Source organism: Devosia sp., from assembly GCF_041917035.1.
GTDB lineage: Bacteria > Pseudomonadota > Alphaproteobacteria > Rhizobiales > Devosiaceae > Devosia_A.
Window position 1 is genome coordinate 1 of sequence record NZ_JAYRYM010000034.1, and the last position, 24,024, is coordinate 24,024.

At 68.1% G+C, this 24,024-nt stretch carries 19 protein-coding genes; 8 read left to right on the forward strand and 11 right to left on the reverse strand.

What is annotated here, in order from left to right; genetic code table 11:
* The 4 genes from ACE3TU_RS06035 to ACE3TU_RS06050 form a co-directional block, all read right to left on the reverse strand.
* A partial coding sequence (locus ACE3TU_RS06035; protein WP_374621533.1) for a DUF1513 domain-containing protein occupies nucleotides 1–925 on the reverse strand: 925 nt, incomplete at its 3' end.
* Between the two features lie 3 nt (nucleotides 926–928).
* Entirely contained in the window at nucleotides 929–2,053 is a 1,125-nt protein-coding gene (locus ACE3TU_RS06040; protein WP_374621536.1) for an imelysin family protein, read from the reverse strand.
* Nucleotides 2,053–3,561: a di-heme oxidoredictase family protein gene (locus ACE3TU_RS06045; protein ID WP_374621583.1), complete on the reverse strand. Its 1,509-nt coding sequence runs from the start codon at nucleotides 3,559–3,561 to the stop codon at nucleotides 2,053–2,055. The genes ACE3TU_RS06040 and ACE3TU_RS06045 overlap by 1 nt, the downstream gene beginning before the upstream one ends.
* Before the next feature lie 100 nt (nucleotides 3,562–3,661).
* Nucleotides 3,662–4,906, reverse strand: a complete 1,245-nt coding sequence (locus ACE3TU_RS06050; RefSeq protein WP_374621539.1) for an imelysin family protein — start codon at nucleotides 4,904–4,906, stop codon at nucleotides 3,662–3,664.
* Nucleotides 4,907–5,256: 350 nt separating this feature from the next.
* Here ACE3TU_RS06050 and ACE3TU_RS06055 point away from each other — a divergent pair, with 350 nt between their 5' ends.
* The 6 genes from ACE3TU_RS06055 to sseA all read left to right on the forward strand — a co-directional run bounded on the left by ACE3TU_RS06055 (nucleotide 5,257) and on the right by sseA (nucleotide 11,804).
* Complete coding sequence (locus tag ACE3TU_RS06055; RefSeq protein WP_374621542.1) at nucleotides 5,257–6,366, forward strand: ABC transporter substrate-binding protein; 1,110 nt, start codon at nucleotides 5,257–5,259, stop codon at nucleotides 6,364–6,366.
* A gap of 1 nt (nucleotide 6,367) precedes the next feature.
* Nucleotides 6,368–7,288, forward strand: coding sequence for an ABC transporter permease (locus ACE3TU_RS06060; RefSeq protein WP_374621544.1), 921 nt, complete (start codon nucleotides 6,368–6,370; stop codon nucleotides 7,286–7,288).
* A complete protein-coding gene (locus ACE3TU_RS06065; RefSeq protein ID WP_374621547.1) occupies nucleotides 7,285–8,073 on the forward strand; it encodes an ABC transporter permease in 789 nt (262 codons plus the stop codon). The genes ACE3TU_RS06060 and ACE3TU_RS06065 overlap by 4 nt, the downstream gene beginning before the upstream one ends.
* Before the next feature lie 15 nt (nucleotides 8,074–8,088).
* Complete coding sequence (locus ACE3TU_RS06070; RefSeq protein ID WP_374621550.1) at nucleotides 8,089–9,150, forward strand: ABC transporter ATP-binding protein; 1,062 nt, start codon at nucleotides 8,089–8,091, stop codon at nucleotides 9,148–9,150.
* 138 nt (nucleotides 9,151–9,288) lie between these two features.
* On the forward strand, nucleotides 9,289–10,803 hold the full coding sequence (locus ACE3TU_RS06075; RefSeq protein ID WP_374621553.1) for an alkaline phosphatase family protein: 1,515 nt from the start codon (nucleotides 9,289–9,291) through the stop codon (nucleotides 10,801–10,803).
* 164 nt (nucleotides 10,804–10,967) lie between these two features.
* Nucleotides 10,968–11,804 (forward strand): 3-mercaptopyruvate sulfurtransferase, encoded by an 837-nt coding sequence (sseA, locus tag ACE3TU_RS06080; protein ID WP_374621556.1) that lies wholly within the window; start codon nucleotides 10,968–10,970, stop codon nucleotides 11,802–11,804.
* A 148-nt stretch (nucleotides 11,805–11,952) separates the two neighbouring features.
* Here sseA and ACE3TU_RS06085 read toward each other — a convergent pair whose 3' ends face one another.
* The 7 genes from ACE3TU_RS06085 to ACE3TU_RS06115 form a co-directional block, all read right to left on the reverse strand.
* A complete protein-coding gene (locus ACE3TU_RS06085) occupies nucleotides 11,953–14,994 on the reverse strand; it encodes an alpha-mannosidase (RefSeq protein WP_374621559.1) in 3,042 nt (1,013 codons plus the stop codon).
* A gap of 144 nt (nucleotides 14,995–15,138) precedes the next feature.
* Nucleotides 15,139–16,566: a gamma-aminobutyraldehyde dehydrogenase gene (locus tag ACE3TU_RS06090; RefSeq protein WP_374621562.1), complete on the reverse strand. Its 1,428-nt coding sequence runs from the start codon at nucleotides 16,564–16,566 to the stop codon at nucleotides 15,139–15,141.
* 181 nt (nucleotides 16,567–16,747) lie between these two features.
* Nucleotides 16,748–17,563, reverse strand: a complete 816-nt coding sequence (locus ACE3TU_RS06095) for an ABC transporter permease (protein ID WP_374621565.1) — start codon at nucleotides 17,561–17,563, stop codon at nucleotides 16,748–16,750.
* A gap of 68 nt (nucleotides 17,564–17,631) precedes the next feature.
* Entirely contained in the window at nucleotides 17,632–18,591 is a 960-nt protein-coding gene (locus ACE3TU_RS06100; protein WP_374621568.1) for an ABC transporter permease, read from the reverse strand.
* A complete protein-coding gene (locus tag ACE3TU_RS06105; protein WP_374621570.1) occupies nucleotides 18,588–19,595 on the reverse strand; it encodes an ABC transporter ATP-binding protein in 1,008 nt (335 codons plus the stop codon). Before ACE3TU_RS06105 ends, ACE3TU_RS06100 begins: the two co-directional genes overlap by 4 nt.
* Before the next feature lie 148 nt (nucleotides 19,596–19,743).
* Complete coding sequence (locus ACE3TU_RS06110) at nucleotides 19,744–20,901, reverse strand: ABC transporter substrate-binding protein (RefSeq protein ID WP_374621572.1); 1,158 nt, start codon at nucleotides 20,899–20,901, stop codon at nucleotides 19,744–19,746.
* A gap of 176 nt (nucleotides 20,902–21,077) precedes the next feature.
* Complete coding sequence (locus ACE3TU_RS06115; RefSeq protein ID WP_374621574.1) at nucleotides 21,078–21,989, reverse strand: LysR family transcriptional regulator; 912 nt, start codon at nucleotides 21,987–21,989, stop codon at nucleotides 21,078–21,080.
* A 102-nt stretch (nucleotides 21,990–22,091) separates the two neighbouring features.
* Between ACE3TU_RS06115 and ACE3TU_RS06120 the strand changes: the two genes are divergently transcribed.
* Complete coding sequence (locus ACE3TU_RS06120; protein WP_374621577.1) at nucleotides 22,092–22,352, forward strand: hypothetical protein; 261 nt, start codon at nucleotides 22,092–22,094, stop codon at nucleotides 22,350–22,352.
* A gap of 81 nt (nucleotides 22,353–22,433) precedes the next feature.
* Nucleotides 22,434–24,024: transglutaminase family protein (locus tag ACE3TU_RS06125; RefSeq protein ID WP_374621580.1), on the forward strand; the 1,591-nt coding region annotated here is incomplete at its 3' end.

The following is a 24,024-nucleotide window of genomic DNA, read 5'->3' on the forward strand; positions in this document are numbered from 1 at the left end:
CACCCGTGTCCGGATCGAGGGCGAGGATGGTGTTGCCCTCGGGCGAGGAGACGCCGACGAGGCGGCCATCGGCCGAGACGGCGACCGAGCCGATATAGTTGCGCAGGGCGGCAAGGGGCGCCGCGGGGAGCTCGATCAGCCGGATGTCGCCGTCGCGGGTGGCGTAGCCGACCAGTTGCGGGCGATCGACGGCGGAACCGCGGAACTGGCAGCCGAACCAGACGCGATGGCGATGATCGACCGCGAGGTGCCGAATCGACAGCTGGTGCAGGCCGGCATCGAGCCGCAGCTGGCCGACGAGATCGCCGCCGCGGCGGTCGATGAAGGCGAGCGAGGGATCCATGCTGGCGAGGTTGAGCTCGGCGCGGCCATAGTCCGGATGGGTCTCGATGCCGCCATTGGCGACGACCAACGTCTCGCCGTCGGGCATCAGCAGCATTTCGTGCGGGCCGGTGCCGAACGTGTCAAACTCGCCGATGCGGCCGTAGCCGCCCGCGACATCGTAGACACCGATGACGCCGCGCGCCGCGTCGAAGTCGTTCTCGGTGGCGTAGAGGAGCCGGCCATCGGGCGAGAAGACGCCGTGGCCGAAGAAGTGCCTTCCGGCGCTGCTGGCGAGCGTCCGCGGTGGCACGACACCCTGCGGATCGAACACCAGCGCGAAGGTGCCCGGCTGGCGGGCGAACACCACGGCCAGCCCGGTGGCCGGCGAAACGGCGATGTCGTGGCCGCGATCGGGCAGCTCGACGCTGGCGATCAGCGCGCCCCGCTCGCTGACCAGCGCCGCGGCATAGCCGCCGGCGCGCGTCTGGATGGCGGAGGCGAAGACCAGCTCCGACCGCTCGAGCGCTTCGGCCCGCTGCGGCAGCAGCGAGGCGGCGAAGCCCGCCCCTGCGGCCCTGAGGAAGGCGCGGCGGTGCCACATCGATCAGTCTCCATCCAGAGAGGAGAAGCCGACCGAAAGCCCGAGCGCCGCCGCGAGGTTCTCCCCGAGCAGCGTGTCGAGCGAGCGGCTGACGATCACCAGATAGTCGAGCGCCCGCTTCTGGCGCGGATCGGCAAGCGCCGCCTCGACCGGATCGATGACGAGCGCGGCGGTGCGGGCGGCATTGGAGAACTCGAAGCCGGCGCCGTTGCCGACCCAGAGGTTCTCGGCGGCCGTCGCCTCGGCGAGACGGGAGCGCTGCAGCAACTCGGCGAGGCCGGCAAAGTTCGCGGCGATCGAGGGAACGGTCATGGCTGAGCGCCAGAACAGCGCCGATTTCGGCCGCGACGCCTCGCCGTCGCGCCCGAGGAAGGGGAGCAGCCGCTGGTCGCGGATCAGTTCGACCCCGTGCGCGAGGAGCCCGGTCAGTTCCTCGGCCACCTCGCGGAAGCTGCGATACTCGGGATCGGACTCCGATGGCGCCAGCAGGCGCTGCGCGATGCCGGCGGGATCGGCCCATTCGGCCGCCATGGCCGCCGCGGTCCCCTGCTGCAGGGTGGCGATGGCGAGCGCGTAGCGGCAGCGGTACGCGTCACCGGTCGCAAGAGCCTCCGCGCCGTTGCCGAAGAGGATCAGCTCGAGTGCCACAAGACCCTGCATCGCCACGCTTTTCCCAGCGAGAGTGGAAGCGTCGGCGGCGCTCTCGTCCTGCTCGACGAGCGCCGCCTGCACCTGCCTGAGCGCGATGCCCTTGCGATCGGGCCAGAACAGGATGGCCTCGGCACGATTGTTCTCGAGGAGCGGTCCGAGGCGATAGAGCTCGATGCGCGACCAGGCGATGACGGCGGCCCGGAAGGCCTCGCGAGCAGCGAGAAGGGCCGCGTCAGACGGTGCCGCGCAGGCCGCGCCGATCGCCGCCGCGAGCCCGGTCGTGGCTTCGGCATAGGCGGAAAAGCCGGGCCGGATCACCTCGCCGATGGCGAGCGAGATGACCTGTTCGGCGGTCGGCCGGGCGGTGGCGGCGGCGGCGCCCCCTGCACCGTGCTGCGTCTGGTCCCCCTCGCCCGCTGCGCAGGGGAGGATCAGGGCGGCGAGCACCGCAGCGAGGGCAAGCAGCGACCGGCGCATCAGAGCGAACCGAGGAAGGCGAGGAGATCCTCGCGCTCCGATCGGCTCATCGCGGCATAGCCGTCGCGCGCCGCCTGGGCCTCGCCGCCGTGCCAGAGGATGGCCTCCTCAAGATTGCGGGCCCGGCCATCGTGGAGGAACTGGGTGTGGCCGGAGACGGTCTCGGTCAATCCGATGCCCCAGAGCGGCGCGGTGCGCCACTCGTAGCCGTCGGCCAGCGCCTCCGGGCGATGGTCGGCGAGCCCCTCGCCCATGTCGTGCAGGAGGAGGTCCGAATAGGGCCAGATCAGCTGGAAGCGGTGCGCCTCGAGCTCGGCGTCGCGCGAGGTGACGAACTTGGGGGCGTGGCAGGCGACGCAGCCGAGCGTGTAGAACGATTGCTTGCCGGCCAGCACGGCCGGCTCGCCGACCCCGCGCCGCTGCGGCACGCCCAGGTTCTGCGAATAGAAGGTGACGAGGTCGAGCACCGGATCGGGCGCCTCGGAAGCGCCGAGGCGCGCCTGCTCGCCGGTGGGTGCGGCAAGGCACGCCGCCTGGGCCGCGGTGCAATCGCCATGCGGCTGCATGACCAGCGGCGTCGCGATGCCGATATCGCCGGCAAAGGCATCGGCCGACTGCGCCCGGACGGTCGCGGCGCCGGCCTTCCAGCCGAAGCGCCCGAGTTCGACTGTGCCGGTGACCGGATCGACGGCACGGTTGGGCCGGCCCGAGATGCCGTCCCCATCGGCATCGTCCGGATCGGCGCGGGCGAGGATGTCCTCGGCCGGCACCTGCTCGATCAGACCCAGACCGATCATCTGCGGCGCGACGCGCGGCGACAGCATGACGTCCGCCGCCATCGACCCGTAGCCGAGATCGGCGACGTCATAGGCCGGCCGGCGCAGCGTCACCACCGTGCCGTCGCCCAGCGTCACCGGCTCGTCGGTGTAGGAGACGACCATCCGCCCCTCGGCAGCGAGGCCCTGGACGGCGAAGTTCTGCAGCTGGCCGCCATAGGTGGGCTCGGGGATGACCTTGGCGGAGAGATCGGCGAGCGCCGCCTTCTCGGCCGCGCTGCGGGCCGGCACCGACAGGCGGAGGAACATCGAGACGGCATCCTCCCCCTCGGCCGGGACGTGCCCACGCCCGTCCTTGAGGTGGCAGTTCTGGCAGCCGCGCGCGTTGAACAGCGGACCGAGGCCGTCGGAGGCCTCGGTCGAGGCGGGCGAGGAGACCCAGAGCTTGCGAAAAAGCGCGTTGCCGAGCTTGAAGCGCTCTTCGTCGGCAAAGCCGAGATTAGCCGACGAGAACGAGAAGATGTCCTGGTTGACCCGCTTCCGGACGGTGGCGGCACCACCCGGCAGTTGCTCGAAGTTCTCGGGTCGGGCGAAATCGCCGGTCGGCGCGGTGACCGCGAGGACCCGCTTCAGATCGGCCGGGGTGAGGTCGGTGCGGGTCCCGCCGTCACTGGCGACGGCGAGACCCGCGACAAGAGTTATGACCAGGAACGCCGTCAAGCGCATGTGCATGTCAGGCACTCTAGCACTCCCGGTCACAAGCCGGGAGAAGAAGCAGCGTCGCGGACTTTGTCTACCCCGCGACGCCAGGAAAGTGTGGGAAAACCGCGCGTTACTGAAACACTGCGTCCGGATTGCCCAGGCTGTCGGAGTCCTCGATGGCAACCGCGTCGCCCAGTTCGAGCAGCGCCACCGCCCGCTCTATGCCACGCGTCTGGGCGATCAGCCCGTCGATCGCCGCCTGCACCACGGCATTGCCCTCGACATTGCCCTCGGCGATCATCTGGTCGTATTTCTCCACCGTCTCGCCGCGCGCCGCCATCGTCTGCATCCTGGCGACGGTATCGGCGAGGAGCGCTCGAATCTCGGCATCGAGCCCCGCATCACGCGCCGCGATCAGGTCCGAGAGCGAGGTCCCCTCGACGACCGCGCCGTCGACCCGGGTGTAGCGGCCCAGATAGACGTTCTGGACGCCGATCGCATCGAACAGGTGCGAGTTGTAGGTATTGTCGGAAAAGCAGTCGTGCTCCTCTTCCGGATCGTGCAGCAGGAGCCCGAGCTTCATGCGCTCGCCGGCCAGCTCGCCATAGGAAAGCGAGCCCATGCCAGTGAGGATGGTGGCGAGACCGGTCTCGGCGAGCGCCGCGCGGGCCGCCCCACCCGGCTGCCAGTTGCCGACCATCTCCTCCAGATCGGCGACCAGGAGGTCCGTCGCGGCATCGAGATACTGGGCCCGCCGCGCCGCATTGGCCTCGGTCGTGTAGTCGGTGAACGGCCGGTTGCCGGCGCCCGGCCCGACGCCGTTGAGATCCTGCCCCCAGAGCAGGAACTCGATGGCATGGTAGCCGGTCGCCACATTGGCCTCGATGCCGCCCGCCTCCTGCAGGGTGTCCTTGAGGAAGGCCGGAGAGATGGTCGTGGCGTCGACCTCCGAGCCGTCGATGGTCAGGGTCGGATTGGCGATGACATTGGCGGTGTAGAGGCCGTTCTCGTCGCTTTCGGCGCCGTAGGAGGCATCGACATAGTCGATCAGGCCCTCGTCGAGCGGCCAGGCATTTACCCTGCCCTCCCACGCATCGACGACGGCATTGCCGAAGCGGAAGGCCTCGGTCTGCTGGTAGGCGGGGCGGGCAGCGACCCATGCGGCGCGGGCCGCTGCCAGCGTCGCTTCGGAGGGCGCGGCGATCAGCGCATCGGTCGCCGCATCGAGCGATCGCGCGGTGGCGAGTGCATCCTCGTAGCCGGCCAGCGCGATATCGGCATAGGTCGCGAGGATCGCCTCGGACGAGGGCTCGGTCGCGTGCGCCGGGGCGGCGACGAGGGCCAGGGTGAGAACCAAGGGGCTGATCGACTTCATGGGGCGCCTCCACAGGGATCGGTAGGGCGGCCTAGCAAAGTGGAGAGGGACCATCAAGAAATAACCGCCAAGACTGGAACGGCTCTAAACTGCGGCAACCGGACAGCATTTCGGCATCTCGACTCGCCCGCGCAAAACGGGCACTGTCACAATTGTCACAATTGACCCCGAGGGAGCCGCGGGCCCGCATCACTCACACGTCGCCTCAGTTCCGCGCCGCCGGCCGGAAGACCGGCCGGGCCGGCCCTATTGGGCTGTCACGCGGCTGTCACATGGCGCAAATAGGTGAGACGCGGCTTAAGGGGCTCCTCCCGAGTCAATTGCAGAAGCCATATACAGGGAGACGCACAATGAATCTGAAGAACGCGTTTGCCGCCTCGGTTTCGGTCACGGCGCTCGTCGCCTCGACCCTCTCCGTCTCGGCGCAGACCGACCTGAACGCGCTGTACGAAGCCGCCAAGGCCGAAGGTCAGCTGACCACCATCGCATTGCCGCACGACTGGTGCGGCTACGGCGCCGTGATCGAGGCCTTCAAGGCCAAGTACCCCGGCATCACCATCAACGAACTGAACCCCGACGCCGGCTCGGCCGACGAAATCGAGGCGATCAAGGCCAACAAGGGCAATACCGGCCCGCAGGCTCCCGACGTGATCGACGTCGGCCTCAGCTTCGGCCCGTCGTCCAAGGCCGAAGGCCTGATCCAGCCGTACAAGGTCTCGACCTGGGACTCGATCCCGGACTCCGCCAAGGACGCCGAGGGCTACTGGTACGGCGACTATTACGGCGTGCTGTCGTTCCTCGTGAACACCGACCTCGTCCCCAACCCGCCCACCAGCTTCGCCGATCTCAAGAAGCCGGAATACGCCAATGCGTTCGCGCTCGCCGGTGATCCGCGCGCCGCCAACCAGGCGATCTCGGGCGTCCACGCCGCGGGCCTCGCCACCGGCGCCACCGCCGGTGCCGAAGCCGGCAAGGCGGGTCTCGCCTTCTTCGCCGAACTCAACAAGGCCGGCAACTTCGTGCCGGTGATCGGCAAGGCCGCCTCGGTGGCTCAGGGCACCACCCCGATCGTCGCCGCCTGGGACTACAATGCGCTCGCCTGGAAGGACGGCTTCGCCGGCAATCCGGCCGCGCAGGTGATCGTGCCGAGCGACGCCGTCGTCGCCGGTGTCTATATCCAGGCGATCTCCGCCTATGCCCCGCATCCCAATGCGGCCAAGCTCTGGATGGAATACCTCTACTCGGACGAAGGCCAGCTCGGCTGGCTCGCCGGCTACTGCCACCCGATCCGCTTCAACGACATGGCGGCCCGTGGCGTGATCCCGCAGGATCTGCTCGACAAGCTGCCGCCGGCCGAAGCCTACGCCAAGGCCGTGTTCCCGACGCTCGACGAGCAGGCCGCCGCCAAGACCGAGATCACCGCCAACTGGGACGCCGTCGTCGGCGCCAACGTCCAGTAACATGGCTGAGGTCAGCCTCGCCGCTGACAAGGCAACCGGCCCGGGCTCTCCCGGGCCGGTTGTTTCGCGATGGCGATCGCAGCACCTGGGCGCCTGGCTCGGCGTGCTGCCCTTCATCGCCTTCGCGCTGCTGTTCCTGATCATCCCGACGCTGTTCCTGATCGGCACCGCCTTTGTCGACCGGGAGGGCAATTTCACCCTGCAGAACCTGATCGACCTCGGCACCGACCAGGTGATGAGCGCCTTCTCGATCTCGATCCGCGTCTCCGCCGCCTCGGCCTTCTTCGGCGCCGCCATCGGGCTCGCCATCGCCCTGGCGGTGATCCGCGGCCGGCTGCCCAATGCCATCCGCTCGACGGTGATGACCTTTTCGGGCGTCGCCTCGAACTTTGCCGGCCTGCCGCTGGCCTTCGCCTTCATCGCCACGCTCGGCCGGCTCGGGCTCGTGACGGTGATCTTGAGGACCGTGTTCGGCTTCGACATCTACAAGTCGGGCTTCAACCTGCTGAGCTTCACCGGCCTGACGCTCACCTACCTCTACTTCCAGATTCCGCTGATGGTGCTGATCATCGCGCCGGCCATCGACGGGCTGAAGCGCGAGTGGAGCGAGGCGGCCCAGACCCTGGGCGCCAGCCGCCTGCAGTTCTGGCTGCATATCGGCTTCCCGGTCTTGTGGCCGAACCTGCTCGGCACGCTGTCGCTGCTGTTCGCCAACGCCTTCGGCGCCATCGCCACCGCCTATGCGCTGACCGGCTCCTCGCTCAACATCGTCCCCATCCTGCTCTATGCGCAGATCCGCGGCGACGTGCTGCACAATCCCGGCCTCGGGGCGGCGCTGGCGCTGGGCATGATCGCCATCACCGCGCTCGCCAACGTCATCTACATCGTGGTGCGGGTGCGGGCCGAGAGGTGGCTGAAGTGAAGTCGCGCCGCCTCTGGTCATGGATCGTCTTCGGGCTGGGCGCCGCCTATTTCCTGCTGCCGCTGCTCGCGACCTTCATCTTCTCGATGCAGATGCGGCGCGGCCAGCTGACCTTCGACGCCTACATGTCGGTGTTCGCCGACAACCGCTTCCAGGCGACCTTCAGCTACTCGCTGCTCTGTGCGGTGTTCGCCATCATCATCGGCGTGGTGATCGTGGTGCCGGCGGCCTATTTCGTGCGCCTCAGGCTGCAATGGCTCCGGCCGGTGATGGAGTTCATCACGCTGCTGCCGCTGATCGTACCGCCGATCATCCTGGTGTTCGGCCACATCAAGCTGTTCAACTCGTCCTCGATCCTGCCGCTGACCAACTCGACCTTCGGCACCGACCTGCTGCTCACCTGCGGCTATGTCACGCTCGCCCTGCCCTACATGTACCGGGCGATCGACACGGGGCTGAGGACCATCGACGTGCAGACGCTGACCGAGGCGGCGACCAGCCTCGGCTCGGGTCCGATCCGCATCATGGCGCAGGTGATCTTTCCCAACATCTTCGTCGCCGTGCTGTCCGGGGCCTTCCTGACCTTCGCCATCGTCATCGGCGAATTCGTGCTGGCGAGCCTGCTCAACCGGCCGGCCTTCGGCGTCTACATGCAGAATATCGGCGCCAACCGGGCCTATGAGCCCTCGGCACTGGCGATCATCTCGTTCGCGCTGACCTGGGGTGCCATGGGCGTCATCCAGCTGCTCGACCGCTTCGCCCCCAAGCAGGCCCGAAAAGACTAGACGGAGGACTGGACCATGGCCGAGGAATTCCTCCGCATCGACAGGCTGGTGAAGGCATTCGGGCCGACCCAGGTGGTCAAGGGCGTGAACCTGAGCTTCAACCGGGGCGAGTTCGTCACCCTGCTCGGCCCCTCGGGCTGCGGCAAGACCACGATCCTGAGGATGATCGCCGGCTTCGAGCTGCCGACCTCGGGGCAGATCCTGGTCGAGGGCAAGGACATCACCGGCGTGGCGCCGAACCAGCGCAATATCGGCATGGTGTTCCAGGCCTACGCGCTGTTCCCCAACATGAACGTCGCCGGCAATATCGGCTTCGGGCTGAGGATCAAGGGCGTGAGCGCGGCCGAGCGCGAGGCGCGCGTCGAGGAGATGCTGAAGCTGATCGGGCTCTCGGGCTACGGCAAGCGCTATCCGTTCGAACTGTCGGGCGGCCAGCAGCAGCGGGTCGCGCTGGCCCGGGCGCTGGCCCCCTCGCCCCGCATGCTGCTGCTCGACGAGCCGCTCTCGGCGCTCGACGCCAAGATCCGCGTGTCGCTGCGCGACCAGATCCGCGAAATCCAGCGCGAACTGGGGATCACCACGGTGTTCGTCACCCACGACCAGGAAGAGGCGCTGTCGATCTCGGACCGCATCGTGGTGCTCAATGCCGGCAATGTCGAACAGTTCGACGAGCCGTTCGCCATCTACAACCGGCCCACCACCAAGTTCGTCGCGACCTTCGTGGGCACGCTCAACACGCTCTCCGCCACGGTGGCCGATGCGGCGCGCAAGAGCGTGACGATCGGCGGCACGGATGTCACCATCCCGGCACTGCCCGCGACGGCGCGAAACGGCGAGGCCATCTCGCTGACCATGCGCCCCGAGGCCGTGGCGCTGAGCGCCGACCGCGACATCGTGCTCGAGGGCACCGTGCATGAGGTCAGCTTTCTCGGCTCGGTGATCCGCCTCAAGGTCGACCTGGGCGGCAATGCGCTGGAACTCGACACGTTCAACGACCAGCGCACCCCGCCGCCGGTGCACGGCGCGCGGGTCAAGGTGGGAATAGCGGCGAGCGACGTGCTGGTGCTGGGGGAGTAGAGGGTGAGTGGTGAATGGTGAGTGGTGAATGGTGAATGGTGGTGCCAGACACCGAAATCGGTGCCAGAACGCATTCACTACTCACCATTCACCATTCACCACTCACCATTCACCACTCAGCGCGCCTGAGGCTCCGCCATGAACATCCTCTTGATCACCGCCGACCAGTGGCGCGGCGACTGTGCCGGCTATGCCGGACATGGGCTGGCGAGGACTCCGCACCTCGACGGGCTCGCCGCCGACGGGGTGGCGTTCCTCAACCACTATGCGCAGGCGGCCCCCTGCTCGCCGGCGCGGGCCGGGCTCTATACCGGGCTCTACCAGATGAACAACCGGGTCTGCCGCAACGGCAGCCCGCTCGCCGACCGCTTCGACAACATCGCCCGGGCCGCCCGGCGCGCGGGGTACGATCCGACGCTGTTCGGCTACACCGACGTGTCGCCCGACCCCACCGGCAAGGCCCCGGACGACCCGGACAACTTCACCTATGAGGGTGTGCTGCCCGGCTTCACCGCGCGGGTGAAGCTGCCCGAGCACGAAAAGCCCTGGCTCAGCTGGCTGCGCCACCAGGGGCTGGAACTGATCGACCACGATCATGCCCACCTGCCGCCGGGGGTGCCGCCGGGAACGGTCAGCGCCGCGCCTGCGGCTTATGCGGCCGACCAGACGCAGACCGCGTTCCTCACCGGCGAGTGCATCCGCTGGCTCGGCGAGCAGGATGGCGACCGCCCCTGGTTCGCGCACCTGTCCTACCTGAGGCCGCACCCGCCCTTCATCGTGCCGGCCCCCTACAACACGCTGATCTCGCCCGACGAGGTGGGCGGCTTCGTGCGGGCCGCCTCGCCCGAGGCGGAGGCGGCGGGACATCCGCTGCTCGATTTCGCGCTGCGCTTCACCGGCAAGGGCCACTTCATCGCCGGCGCCGAGGGCCTCGTGCGCGACTTCACCGAGGCCGAATTCCGTCAGATCAAGGCGACCTATCTCGGCATGATCGCCGAGGTCGATGCCCAGATGGGCCGGCTGTTCGACGCCATCAAGGCGCGCGGCGCGTGGGACGAGACGCTGATCGTCTTCACCTCCGACCACGCCGAACTCATGGGCGACCACTACCTACTCGGCAAGGGCGGCTATTTCGACGGCAGCCAGCACATCCCGCTGATCATCCGCGATCCGCGCCACACCGCGCGAGGCCGCCGGGTCGACGCCTTCACCGAGGCCATCGACATCTTCCCGACGCTGCTCGAGGCCATGGGCGGGACGCCGCTGCACCACCCCGACGGTCGCTCGCTCGACCGCTTCGTCGCGGGAGAAGAACCGGCCGGTTGGCGCGATGCTGTGCACTGGGAGTTCGACTTCCGCGAGGTGGCCGAGCAGACGACGGAAGCCTGGTTCGGGCTGCGCTCGACGCAGCTGAACCTCGCGGTGATCCGCACCGCGAAGTGGAAATACGTGCACTTCGCCGCCCTGCCCCCGCTGCTGTTCGATCTCGACGCCGACCCCGGCAACCTCTGCAACCTCGCCGACGACCCGGCTCATGCGCCGGTGCGGATCGAGATGGCGGAGCGGCTGCTGAGCTGGCGGGCCGAGCATCTCGACCAGACCTTGGCGCTCATGGAACTGACGGCGGGTGGGGTGGTGAGCGGGAGGGGCTGAGACTGGACCGCAAGCGGCGCCCCCCTCCCGCCCTCCCCCACGAGGGGGGAGGTGAGGAGCCGAGGCTGTGGTGCGATGGTGCCCGACACACCGGCGAGCATCTCCCCCCTTGTGGGGGAGGCCGGGAGGGGGGTAGCAGTTGGCGCCGCAGTATCGAGGCTCCCATGACCGATCCGTTCGTTTCCACCGCCTGGCTTGCCGACCATCTTGCCGACCCCGAGCTCGCCGTCGTCGACGGCAGCTGGTACCTGCCGGCGGCGCAGCGCGACGCGCGCGCCGAGTACCTCGCCGGCCACATTCCGGGCGCCGTCTGGTTCGACCTCGACGGCTATGCCGACAGGACCAGCGGCCTGCCGCACATGCTGATGCAGCCCGGCCCGTTCGGCGAACTGATGGGGCGGCTGGGGATCGGGGATGGCATGCGGATCGTCGTTTATGACGGCGTCGGCGTGTTTTCGGCGCCGCGGGTGCGATGGACCTTCGCGGTGATGGGGGCGCCGGACGTGGTGATCCTCGAGGGCGGGCTGCCCAAATGGCGCGCCGAAGGCCGGCCGCTCGCGAGCGGCGAAGCGACGCGTCCGCCGCGGATGTTCACGCCGCGCTTCGATGCCACACGCGTTGCCGACCTCGAGCGCATGCGCGGCTTCGCCCTAAGCGGCGGCCGGCAGATCGCCGACGCGCGGCCCGGCCCGCGCTTTCGCGGAGAGGTGGCCGAACCACGGCCCGGCCTCAGGTCCGGCCACATGCCGAGGGCGATCAGCGCCCCGGCCGACACCCTGGTCGAGAACGGCCGGCTGAAGGCGCCGGAAGTGCTGCGGGCCCAGTTCGCCGCCGCCGGCATCGACCTCGACAAGCCGATCGTCACCACCTGCGGCTCCGGCGTCACCGCGGCGACGCTGAAGCTCGCGCTCGAACAGGCGGGCGCCAGGGACGTGATCCTCTATGACGGCTCCTGGGCCGAATGGGGCGGCCGGGACGATGTCGAGGTGGTGACGGGGTGACGGCCCCTCACCCGTCTCGCGCTTCGCGCGATCCACCCTCTCCCTCAAGGGGAGAGGGAAGCACGCTGGGGCACAATCTTGCCGCCGCTCCCCTCTCCCCTTGAGGGAGAGGGTGGCGCGTAGCGCCGGGTGAGGGGAGGCTTGCCGCCTACCCCCGCGAAATCCGCCAGGTCCGCACTTCGAACGGCCTGAGCTCGGCGCCTTCGCCGCGGTCCATCGGCTCTTCGAGGATGGAGAGGCTGCCGCCGGCTTTCCAGCCGTTGGGGACCCTGAGGGCGAAGTCGCCGCGCCGGCCGGCGGGCTCGTAGACGCGGAAGATCAGGCCGTTGCCGTCCTCGGCCGGCTTGAAGCCGGAGAGCGCCGCCGGGATGCCGTCCGTGCCGACCGGCTCGAGCGTCAGATGCGCGACGCCGCTGGCGGTGGCGGCCAGCAGCGGCTGGTTGAGATCCTCCGCCTCCTCGCGCACCCGGCCCTCGTACCAGTCGCCGGCATGCGGATAGAGCGCGTAGGTGAAGCGCTGGCCGCCCTCGTCGGCGAGGGGATCGGGATAGACCGGCGAGCGCACGAGGCTGAGGCCGAGGACATTGCCCTTGGCGCTGTGGCCGTACTTGGCATCGTTGAGCAATGCTACCCCGAAGCCGGGCTCGCTCATGTCGACGAAGCGGTGGCCCGGCACCTCGAACTGCGCCTGGTCCCAGCTGGTATTGTCGTGCGTGGTGCGGCGCACGACGCCATTGGCATGCTCGAACGTCGCGTGCGTCGTCCGCACCGATACCGGCGTGATGGTGCGCAGCAGGCAGTGCCTGTCGTGCCAGTCGATCTCGGTGACGATGTCGAGCCGGCTGCCATTGGCCTCGAGCGCATAGGTCTGCGTCACCGTCGAGGCGCGGAAGCGGCGGACGACGCGGATGGCGGCGCGCGCCGGCCCGCTCTCGATGACCTTGATGCTCTCGGGCCGGATGAGCTCGATGCCCTTCCTGGCATAGTCGTCCTCGATGTCCCAGGCGTCCCAGTTGCGCGGCTTGTCGATGGGATAGACCCAGAGCTGGTTGCCGCGCCCGGCCAGCGCCTCGCGCCCGGTCGCCTTGTGGACGAGGCTGGAGATGGTGCCGTCGAGCCCGATCATGGCGCGGACATGGGCATTCTCGATATGCGCCTCGCTGACCGACAGCCCCGGCTGCGCCTCGAGCGAGATGCGGGAGAACACCCGGATGCCGAGCGGCGGCATGATGTCGGCCGAGGCGAAATGCGCCCCGTCAGTGGTGGTGACCCGCACCGGACGCCGGCTGAGCGAGGGATTGACGACGACGACCGCGTCGTCGATGTCGCCGTCCGGCAGCTTGCCGACAATGGTCGAGAGCGCCATCTGCTGACGCGCCAGCGCCCGGCCGCAGGCATCGTTGAGCTCCCGCTCGGCATCGTCGTAGACCTCGGCGATCGAGGAGCCGGGCAGGATGTCGTGGAACTCGTTCTTCAGCACCACGCGCCAGATGTGCTCGAGGCTCTCGGGCTGCTCGGCGCCGAGCAGCGCCGCGATCGAGCCCAGCGTCTCGGCGGTGATCAGCGCCCGCTCCGCCTGCCGATGGGCGCGCTTGACCGCGCTCTGGCTGGTCAGCGTCGCCCGATGCAGCTCGAGATAGATGTCGCCCTGCCAGACCGGCAGTTGCGCCTTCTTCGCCGTGTCGTGCGCTCCGGCGAAGAAGTCCTCGACCCGGCCCCAGCGGGCCGCCGGCAGCGCCGGGAAATCCCTCAGCTGCATCTCGCGCTCGACATATTCCGGAGGGACGCCGCCGCCGCCATCGCCATAGCCGACCGCGAGGAGCGAGGCCGGATGCACGGTCTTCTGCTTGAAGTTCTTCCAGGTGCTGGCGATGCAGAGCGGGTTCACCGCGCCATTGTAGCCGTGCCAGGGGTTCTCGAAGGTGTGGGCCAGCACGCGGCTGCCGTCGATCCCCTCCCACCAGAACAGGTCGCCGGGGATGGTATTGGTCTCGTTCCAGTTCACCTTGATGGTGAAGAAGGAGTCGATGCCACCCTGGCGCAGCAGCTGCGGCAGGCCGCCCGAGAAGCCGAAGCAGTCGGGCAGCCAGCAGACGCGGTGCCGCACGCCGAACTTCTGCTCGAAGTACCGCTGCCCGTAGAGAATCTGCCGGGTGAGGCTCTCGCCGGTCGGCATGTTGGTGTCGGGCTCGACCCACATGCCGCCGACCGTCTCCCAGCCGCCGGCCTTGACCTTGGCCCGGATTCGTTCGAACAGCGCCGGATCGTCCTCCTCGATCTGCGCGTAGTACTGCGCGGTCGACTGGTTGAAGCGGAAGCCGGAGCGGGCGAGGTACTCGTTGCTGCCCTCCATCAGCGACACGGCGGTCGAGAAGGTGCGGCGCATTTTGCGGCGGGTCTCGGCATAGGGCCAGAGCCAGGCGAGGTCGATATGGGCGTGGCCGGTGAGGACGATCTCGCCCTGCGGCGGGAACCGCTTCTGCAGCGCCCGCAGCCGATCGATCAGGAACATGTCCGCCTTCATCACGCTGATGCGCTGGTCCTCGGTAAGGCCGGCCGGGTTCGCCTTCAGCGGCGGCAGCTGCCAGATGCGCTGCTGCCCCTCCTCCGGCGCGAAGCGGGCGATGTAGTCCTGCGTGCCCGACGGCCAGTCGAGCATGTAGAACGCCTCCTCGGCGGCCGCGACGAGGTGCGGCACCACCTCATGCCCCTCGAGGATCTGCGCGGTCTCGACGATGAGCCTCAGCCGCAGCTGCAGGCTCGACACCGCCGGATCGATCCAGGCGAGGCGGGCGACATTGAGGTGCGGACTGCGGACCGGCTCCCCGAACGGCAGCCGCGCCACCGCCTCGGCCTCGATGCCGAAGCTATTGGCGCGGACGTGGAATTCCTTGTGATAGGGATCGTTGCCGAGACTGACGATCTCGTCGGCATAGCGCAGCGAAACCAGCGCCTCGCCGCCCAGGTCGAGCTGCAGGCGGGTTTCGCCGAGCGGCCAGTGACCGGGCACCCCGGCAAGGGCGGCAAAGCCCTGCACGCCATCGCGCCCCGGCCAGGGCGCGCCGACGGCGATCGGCACCCCGTTGATGGTCCAGCCGCCGATCTCGACCGTCTCGCGCTCGCGCCAGAAGCCGAGCTCCTCCAGCCGGACTTCGATGCGATCGATTCTCTGCTCGATATTGAGAGCCATGTTGTGCCGGTCCCTGCCCTGCGCCGTCCAAGAAATGCGAGCGGAAGTAACCACATCGGGTATGTGGTGCAAAGGGGCGGGGTGAAATGAAAGGTCCGGATCCCACCGGCGGCGGGACCCGGACCCGGAACGGGGAGGTGGCGGTCAGCCGTGATTGATCATCACGTGCCGAACGGCGGTGTAGTCCTCGAGCGCATAGACGCTCATGTCCTTGCCGTAGCCGGACTGCTTGAGCCCGCCATGCGGCATCTCGTTGACCAGCATGAAGTGGGTGTTGATCCAGGTGCAGCCGTACTGCAGCCGCGCTGCCGTCCGCATCGCCTTGTCGATGTCCTTGGTCCAGACCGACGAGGCGAGGCCGTAGTCGCTGTCATTGGCCCAGGCGATGGCGTCCTCCGGGTCGGTGAAGCGGGTCACCGAGACCACCGGACCGAACACCTCGCGACGCACGATCTCGTCGCTCTGCAGCGCGCCCGCGATCACCGTCGGCTCGTAGTAGAAGCCCTTGTCGCCGGCCATGTGGCCGCCGGTGGCGATCCGGATGTGCGGCAGTTCCGAGGCGCGCTCGACAAAGCTCGCGACGCGGTCGCGCTGGCGCCGCGAGATCAGCGGCCCGATCTCGTTCTGCGTGTCGTCCTGCTGGTTGTAGCGGATGGTCGAGACGGCAGAACTGAGTTCATCGACCAGCCGGTCGTGGATCCTGGGGCCGGCATAGATGCGGCAGGCGGCGGTACAGTCCTGGCCGGCATTGTAGTAGCCGAAGGCCCTGAGGCCGGACACCACGGCATCGACATCGGCATCGTCGAAGACGATGACCGGCGCCTTGCCACCCAGCTCGAGATGGGTGCGCTTGACCGACCGGGCTGCCGCCTGCAGCACCTTCTTGCCGGTCGCGACGTCGCCGGTGATCGAGATCATCGATACCTTTGGGTGGTTGATCAGGGTGTTGCCGACGCTTTCGCCGCGCCCGAGCACGACATTGACCACCCCCTCGGGGAGGATGTCGCAGAGGACCCTCGCGAGCTTGAGCGCGGTGAGCGGGGTCTGCTCGGACGGCTTGAACACCACCGTGTTGCCGCCCGCGATCGCCGGCGCGAGCTTCCAGGCCATCATCATCAGCGGGTAGTTCCAGGGAGCGATCGAGGCGACGATGCCGATCGGATCGCGCCGGATCATCGAGGTGTGACCGGGCAGGTACTCGCCGGCGACGGTGCCGTGCATATTGCGGATGGCGCCCGCAAAGAAGCGCCAGCAATCGACGATGGCGGGAATCTCGTCGTTGCGGACGGCATTGATCGGCTTGCCGCAATTGAGCGCCTCGAGCGCCGCAAAGCCGTCTGCATCGTCCTCGATCGCCTGTGCGATCCTGAGCAAGTAGTTCGAGCGCTGCGCCGGCGTGGTCCGCGACCAGCCCGCGAAAGCGCGCTCGGCGGCATTGACCGCATCGTCGATCTGCATCGGTGAGGCCTCGGGAATGGCCCGGATCAGCCCGCCCGTCCGGGGATCGAGCACCTGTTCCTCGGTTTCCGTACCCGCCTCGAAGCGGGATCCGATCAGCATCTGGGTATTCATTGGTGTTTCTCCCGAAGGCGAATTTCAGTGTGTGTGATCACCCCCCCTCCCAACCTCCCCCACGAGGGGGGAGGTGCGGGCCGGTGAATGTGGCAGGAGTCCAGCCAGGAACCGGGTCGGCACTTCCGCCCTCGTGGGGGAGGCTGGGAGGGGGGAGGCCAAGCGCGCCGATAACTGCATGTCATTTCCCCATCCCCGAGACGGTCTGCTCGCCACCGCGGCTCAGGTAGAAGGCGAAGAGGATGGGCAGCAGCGTCACCACCACCACCACCATCGCGACGACGTTGGTCACCGGACGCTGGCGCGGCCGGATCAGTTCCTCGAGCATCCACAGCGGCAACGTCTGCTGCTGGCCGGCGGTGAAGGTGGTGACGATCACCTCGTCGAAGCTGAGCGCAAAGGCCAGCATGCCCCCGGCCAGCAGTGCCGTGGCGATGTTGGGCAGGATGACGTGCCGGAAGGTCTGGAACTTGTCGGCGCCCAGGTCCATCGCCGCCTCGATCATCGAACCCGAGGTGCGACGGAAGCGGGCGACGGCATTGTTGTAGACCACCACGATGCAGAAGGTGGCGTGCCCCAGGATGATGGTCCACATCGAGAACGGGATGTCCATCAGGCTGAAGGCGGAACGCAGCGAGATGCCGGTGATGATGCCGGGCAGCGCGATGGGCAGGATCACCAGCAGCGAGATCGTCTCGCGGCCGAAGAAGCGCGAGCCCGAGACGGCCGCGGCGCAGAGCGTACCCAGCAAGAGCGCGATGGCGGTCGAGATCGACGCAACCTGCACCGAGAGCGTCAGCGCCTGCCACACGTCCGGCCGGTTCCAGGTGACCTCCAGCCAAGAAAGGGTCAGGCCCGGCGGCGGCCACTGGTAGGTCCGCTCCTCGGTAGAGAAGGCATAAAGGAAGATGAGCGCGATCGGCGCGAGGAGGAAGAACAGCCCTGCCCCGGCGGCGAGCTTCAGCGGCCATGGCGCGCGTGGCGCGTCAGCGGACATGGATGCCCCCTCCACCGCCTGCGGCGGTCCCCCTCCCCCGCTGCGCGGGGGAGGGTATGCCCCCGGCTTCACAACGCATCGAAGGCCCCCATGCGCCTCGCGCCCCACAGGTAGAAGCCCATGATGACGATCGGCACGACGGTGAAGGCGGCAGCGAGCGGGATGTTGCCGGCTGTGCCCTGGTGCGAGTAGACCGCCTGGCCGATGAAGAAGGCCGAGGTGCCGATGATCTGCGGGATGATGTAGTCGCCCAGCGTCAGCGAGAAGGTGAAGATCGAGCCGGCGACGATCCCCGGCAGGGTCAGCGGGAAGATGACTTTCCAGAATGTCTGCAACGGGTTGGCGCCAAGATCGGACGCGGCGTCGAGCAGGTTCGTGGGGACCCGCTCGATCGAGGCCTGGATCGGCAGGATCATGTAGGGCATCCAGACATAGACGAAGACGATGAACGTCCCCGTCATGCTGATCGACAGCGAGTTGCCGCCCACGATCGGCAGGGACAGCCAGGCATCGAGCAGCCAGGTGAGGTGCACCTGTTCGAGCAGCCAGTTGAAAATCCCCTCCTTCGCCAGCACCAGCTTCCAGGCATAGACCTTGACCAGGTAGCTCGACCACAGCGGCAGCATCACCCCGAGGTAGAACAGCGCCTTCCACTTGCCGCGCGCATAGCGGGCCGCCATGTAGGCGATCGGGAAGGCGATCAGCGCCGAGGCCAGCGTCACCGCCGCCGCCATCACCACCGTGCGCACGATGACGTCGAGGTTCTGTGGCCGCAGCAACTCGGCATAGGTCTTGAGGGTGAACTCGTAGGTGATCAGCCCCGAGAACTCGTCGATCGAAAAGAAGCTCTGCAGCAGCAGCGCGAACAGCGAGCCGATATAGACGATGCCGAGCCAGAGCAGCGCCGGCGCCAGCAGCAGGAACACCCACAGCCTGGGGCGACGCCAGAACGCATCGCTGAGCGCCCCGAGCCAGCCGCGCCGGTTGGCGAGGATGGCGCCGCCGGCCGTGGTTGCCGCCCCGTTCACGTCTCGTCGTCCAGGTAGTGGAGGGCATCCTTGGGAAAGCCCAGCGTGACCCGGTCGCCCTCGGCGGGCGCACCGTCGGCCGAAGGGAGCACGGCGTGGATCGTCGTGCCCGACATGTCGATGGCCAGCCGGATGGTGGCGCCGAGGAACGAACGTGCGACCACCCGGCCGGTCAGCCGCGAAATGCCCTCTCCCGCGCGGATGACGTGGATCGACTCCGGCCTCAGCGACGCCCAGCGCCGCTCGCCGGTGACGCCGTTGACGAACTCGGGCCCGAGCACGTTGGACGAGCCGACGAAATCGGCAACGAAGCGCGAGTTGGGCCGGCGGTAGATCTCCTCCGGGGTGCCGACCTGCACCAGCCGGCCATGGTTGAAGACGGCGACCCGGTCGGCCATCGACAGCGCCTCGCCCTGGTCGTGGGTCACGAAGATGAAGGTGATGCCGAGCGAGCGCTGCAGCGCCTTGAGTTCCTCCTGCATCTGCTCGCGCAGCTTGAGGTCGAGCGCGCCGAGCGGCTCGTCGAGCAGCAGCACCCTGGGCTTGTTGACGATGGCGCGGGCCAGCGCCACGCGCTGGCGCTGGCCGCCGGACAGCTGGCCGGGCCGGCGGTCGCCGTAATCGGCGAGCTTGACCATGGCCAGCGCCGCCTCCGCCTCGCGGCGCCGGGTCGGCTTGTCGACCTTGCGCAGCATCAGCGAGAATTCGACATTCTCCCGCACGTTCATGTGCGGGAACAGCGCATAGTCCTGGAACACCGTGTTGACGTTGCGCCGATAGGGCGGGACCCCTTCGACGGCATCCCCGAAGATGCGGATGTGGCCCGATGTCGGCTGTTCGAACCCCGCGATGAGCCTGAGGCAGGTGGTCTTGCCCGACCCGGACGGGCCGAGCATGGCGAAGAACTCGCCCTCGCCCACCTCGAGATCGATCTGGTCGAGCGCCCGGACGGCCCCGAAGTGCCGGGAGACTGACTGGAGCGATACGGCTGAACTGGGGGCCACGGCGGTCAACCTGAACTGGATGTCATCCCTGCCAAGACAGGGTCCCATGGTGAAGCCCGCGCAAGCGGAATGGTGGATCCCGGCTTTCGCCGGGATGACACCGGGGTGCCGAAGGCGGGTGAGGGACGGACCCTCACCCGGCTCCCGATCAGCGGCCGCCGATCACGCCGACATAGTCGGAGACCCAGCGGTAGTAGGGAACGCACTCGCCGGCCTCGCACTTGCTGACCGGCGTCCGCCAGAAGCGGATCTTGTCGAAGTTGTCGAAGCCGTTGGTGGCACAGCCCTCGTCGCCGAGCAGCTCGTTGCCCTTGCAGGCGGCGGGAACCGACGGGACGGTACCGAACCAGGCCGAGACGTCGCCCTGGACCTTGGGCGAGAGCGAGTGCTCCATCCACATGTAGGCGCAGTTCGGATGGGCGCTTTCGGCATGCAGCATGGTGGTGTCGGCCCAGCCGGTGATGCCCTCCTTGGGGAACACCGAGGCGACCGGCGCACCACCGGCCTTGAGCACGTTCACCTGGAACGGCCACGACCCGGAGGCGACCACGCCCTCGTTGGTGAAGTCATCCATCTGGATGAAAGCATCGTGCCAGTAGCGGCCGACCAGCCCGCGCTGCTGGCGCAGCAGGTCGAGGGCGGCCTTGTACTGCTCCTCGTTGAGGGCGTAGGGGTCGGTGATGCCGAGCTCGGGCTTGCTGCTCATCAGGTAGAGGGCGGCGTCGGCGACGTAGATCGGGCCGTCATAGGCCTGCACGCGCCCCTTGTTCGACTTGCCGTCGGGCAGCGTGGTTTCCTCAAAGACCACGCTCCAGCTGTCGGGCGGCGTGGCACCGAAGACCTCGGTATTGTACATCAGCACGTTGGCGCCCCAGACATAGGGCGTGCCGTAGTGGACACCGTCCACCGTATGCCACGGCGCGTTCTGCAGCCGCTCGTCGATGCTCGACCAGGACGGGATCAGCGCGGTGTTGATCGGCTGCACGCGCTTGCCGGCGACGAGGCGGAGCGAGGCATCGCCCGAGGCCGTGACGAGATCGAAGCCGCCCTCGTTCATCAGCGCCACCATTTCATCGGAGGTCGCGGCGGTCTTAACCGAGACCTTGCAGCCGGTGTCCGCTTCGAACTTGGTCACCCAGTCGTAGTTCGGATCGGTCTCGCCGCGCTCGATATAGCCGGCCCAGGCGACGATCGACACCTCGCCCTCGCCCGGACCGAGCGCCTGCAGCATCTCCTGCGCCATCGTCTGCCCACCAAGGGTTGCCACCATGGTCAAGGCCGTACACGTCTTGAGAATGGACTTCATCGCTTTCTCCCTGCTCGGGCCGGCGTTTCCATCGGCAGCCTGCCCCTCACCCGACCTTATCGGGCGCGTTAACAATCGCAAACGCATTCGTCCGTGGGGAGATATCGGGAAAACCGATAGCAAGGTGCGCCTTCACGCGTGTTCCTGGGCGATCGCGCGCCGGAATGCCCGGCCCCCTACCCCAGCCGGCCGCGCGAGGACTGCTGTTGGGCCAGCCCGATGAAGTCGCGCGCCGCCTGGGTCAGCTGGCTGCCGCGCCGCCAGACCATGCCGACCTGCACCACCGGCAGGGCACCGGAGATGTCGCGGTTCTCGATCCGGTCGCCCTCCAGCGACCACGGGCGATAGACGAGGTCCGGCAGGAGCGCGATGCCTGCGCCGGTGGCGACGAGGCTGCGCACCGCCTCGACCGAGCGGGTGCGAAAGGCGACGTTGGGACGGGCCGAGAAGGCGGCAAGCAGCTTGCCGGTATTCTCCTCTGTTTCGTCGACGGTGAGCATGATCAGCGGTTCGGGCACGATGTCGGAGATGGCGATGATATCGGCGCCGGCGAGGCGATGCCCGAGCGGCAGCCACAGCCTGTAGGGCGAGGTCTCGAAGATCTCCGCCTGCAGCGCAACCCGGTCGCGCAGGTTGGAGATCACCATCACCGCCACGTCGAGCTCGCCGCCGACGAGCAGGTGCTCGAGATAGTCGCCATTGTCCTCGATGGCCGACACGGTGACATCGGGATTGGCACGGCGGTAGCGGGCGAGGAGGTCGGACAGCACGTAGCCGGCAACGAGCGAGGTGACCCCCAATTGCAGCCTGCCCCCGGCCGGCGTCGCGGCTTCGGAAAAGCTGCGCCGGGCGTCGGAGACGCTGGCGAGGATGCGCGTCGCGTGGCGGTAGAACTGCTGGCCCTTGTGGGTGATCGACAGGCCCCGCCGGTGGCGCTCGAACAGCGTCACCCCCAGGTCCGTCTCGAGCTCCTTGATCGCCTCGGTGACCGCCGACTGACTGATCGACAGCGACTGGGCGGCACCCGACACCGTCCCTTCCTCGGCGACGGAGATGAAGTATTGCAGCTGCCTGAGGGTGAAGGCCATGGCCGAGTTAAGCACCTCGATGCGGCGCGCTCAACCGGACGAAGGGCCTTGTTCTCCCCGCCAGCCGCGCTATCACAGGACACCTGATCCGGAACCCGATCGATGAGCAGCCGCGCCCACACCCTTGCCGCCATGGAACGCCGCGTCCGTCGCCTCGGCCGTCCCTTCGGGGTGAGCCTGCTGGTGGCGCAGAAGCGCAACCCCAAGATCGAGGCGCATGGCGGCTACATGCTGCGCGACGACGACACGTTCGAGATCGTGTTCGGCAACAAGGGCTACGAGTTCTCGGCCAGCCTCGACGAGGTGGAGGCGTTCCTCAGCGAATCCCGCGACGCCATGCACGCCGAGCGCAAGAAGAAGTAGGGCGGGCGCTGGCGGCGGCGGACAAGTGCCGCTATCGTTCCCGCCGGGAAGCCCTGTGTCAACGAGTGAGCGACTGGCTGCATGTCGATCAAAGCCGCGATCTATCACCTGACGCACTACAAGTACGACCGCCCGGTCATCCTCCAGCCCCAGATCATCCGGCTGCAGCCGGCGCCGCAGTCGAGGACCAAGGTACTGAGCCACTCGCTGCGCGTCTCGCCCGGCGGCCACTTCATCAACCTGCAGCAGGACCCCTACGGCAACTACCTGAGCCGGCACGTGTTTCCCGAGCCGGTCACGGAGTTCAAGATCGAGGTCGACCTGGTTGCGGACATGACCGTCTACAACCCCTTCGACTTCTTCGTCGAGGAGCGCGCAGAGACCTGGCCGTTCACCTACCCCGAGGACCTGCGCGAGGACCTGTCGATCTACATGAAGCCGCAGCCGGCCGGCCCGCTGCTGCAGCGCTTCCTCGCCGGCATCGACCGTTCGCCGCAGAACACCGTGACCTTCGTGACCGCGCTCAATGCCCGGGTGCAGCAGCAGGTCGGCTACATCGTGCGGCTCGAGACGGGCGTCTTCGAGCCCGACGAGACGCTGCACCGCGCCCAGGGCTCGTGCCGGGACTCGAGCTGGCTGCTGGTGCAGGTGCTTCGCCATCTCGGCCTCGCCGCGCGGTTCGTCTCCGGCTACCTGATTCAGCTCAAGCCCGACCTCGCCGCCCTCGACGGTCCGTCGGGGACGGACCACGATTTCACCGACCTGCACGCCTGGTGCGAGGTCTACCTGCCGGGGGCCGGCTGGATCGGTCTCGATCCGACCTCGGGCCTGCTCACCGGCGAAAGCCACATCCCGCTGGCGGCCACCCCGCACTATCGCAACGCTGCCCCGATCACCGGCTTCACGAGTTTTGCCAATGTCGAATTCGCCTTCGACATGAAGGTGAGCCGGGTGGCCGAACACCCTAGAATCACCAAGCCTTTCTCCGATGAGAGCTGGGAGCGGCTGAACGCGCTGGGGCGGCGCGTGGACGAGGAACTCGCGGCCGCCGATGTCCGCCTGACCATGGGCGGCGAGCCGACTTTCGTGTCGATCGACGACTTCGAGGCCGGCGAGTGGAATGCCGACGCGGTCGGGCCGACCAAACGGGCCAAGGCCGACGCGCTGATCCGCCGGCTGCGCGAGCGCTTCGCGCCGGGCGGCCTGCTGCACTACGGGCAGGGCAAGTGGTACCCCGGCGAGACGCTGCCGCGCTGGACCTTCTCGCTGTACTGGCGGCGCGACGGCAAGCCGGTCTGGCAACGCGCGGACCTGGTGGCGCGCGAAGGCGTCGTCACCGACGCCAGGCCCGGAGACGACCGCCGCCTGCTCGACGCCATCGCCTCCAGCCTCGGCCTAGGTACCGAAACCATCGACGCCGCCTACGAGGACCCCGGCGACTGGCTGGTCAAGGAGGCCCGGCTGCCGCCCAATGTCGACCCGGCCAACCCCGAGCTCGCCGATCCGGAGGCGCGGGCCCGGATGGCGCGGGTCTTCGACCACGGCCTCAACAACGCCACCGGCTACGTGCTGCCGGTGCAGCGCTGGAACGCCCTGCCGGGCAAATCGCGCTGGATCACCGAAAAGTGGAAGACGCGGCGCGGCAAGCTGTTCCTTGCCCCCGGAGACTCGC

What these genes read in the sequence shown, in the direction of transcription:
- ACE3TU_RS06040 (WP_374621536.1), bottom strand. Translation starts at nt 2,053, where the DNA reads ATGCGCCGGTCGCTGCTTGCCCTCGCTGCGGTGCTCGCCGCCCTGATC.
- ACE3TU_RS06045 (WP_374621583.1), bottom strand. Translation starts at nt 3,561, where the DNA reads ATGCACATGCGCTTGACGGCGTTCCTGGTCATAACTCTTGTCGCGGGT.
- ACE3TU_RS06050 (WP_374621539.1), bottom strand. Translation starts at nt 4,906, where the DNA reads ATGAAGTCGATCAGCCCCTTGGTTCTCACCCTGGCCCTCGTCGCCGCC.
- ACE3TU_RS06055 (WP_374621542.1), top strand. Translation starts at nt 5,257, where the DNA reads ATGAATCTGAAGAACGCGTTTGCCGCCTCGGTTTCGGTCACGGCGCTC.
- ACE3TU_RS06060 (WP_374621544.1), top strand. Translation starts at nt 6,368, where the DNA reads ATGGCTGAGGTCAGCCTCGCCGCTGACAAGGCAACCGGCCCGGGCTCT.
- ACE3TU_RS06070 (WP_374621550.1), top strand. Translation starts at nt 8,089, where the DNA reads ATGGCCGAGGAATTCCTCCGCATCGACAGGCTGGTGAAGGCATTCGGG.
- ACE3TU_RS06075 (WP_374621553.1), top strand. Translation starts at nt 9,289, where the DNA reads ATGAACATCCTCTTGATCACCGCCGACCAGTGGCGCGGCGACTGTGCC.
- sseA (WP_374621556.1), top strand. Translation starts at nt 10,968, where the DNA reads ATGACCGATCCGTTCGTTTCCACCGCCTGGCTTGCCGACCATCTTGCC.
- ACE3TU_RS06085 (WP_374621559.1), bottom strand. Translation starts at nt 14,994, where the DNA reads ATGGCTCTCAATATCGAGCAGAGAATCGATCGCATCGAAGTCCGGCTG.
- ACE3TU_RS06090 (WP_374621562.1), bottom strand. Translation starts at nt 16,566, where the DNA reads ATGAATACCCAGATGCTGATCGGATCCCGCTTCGAGGCGGGTACGGAA.
- ACE3TU_RS06095 (WP_374621565.1), bottom strand. Translation starts at nt 17,563, where the DNA reads ATGTCCGCTGACGCGCCACGCGCGCCATGGCCGCTGAAGCTCGCCGCC.
- ACE3TU_RS06110 (WP_374621572.1), bottom strand. Translation starts at nt 20,901, where the DNA reads ATGAAGTCCATTCTCAAGACGTGTACGGCCTTGACCATGGTGGCAACC.
- ACE3TU_RS06115 (WP_374621574.1), bottom strand. Translation starts at nt 21,989, where the DNA reads ATGGCCTTCACCCTCAGGCAGCTGCAATACTTCATCTCCGTCGCCGAG.
- ACE3TU_RS06120 (WP_374621577.1), top strand. Translation starts at nt 22,092, where the DNA reads ATGAGCAGCCGCGCCCACACCCTTGCCGCCATGGAACGCCGCGTCCGT.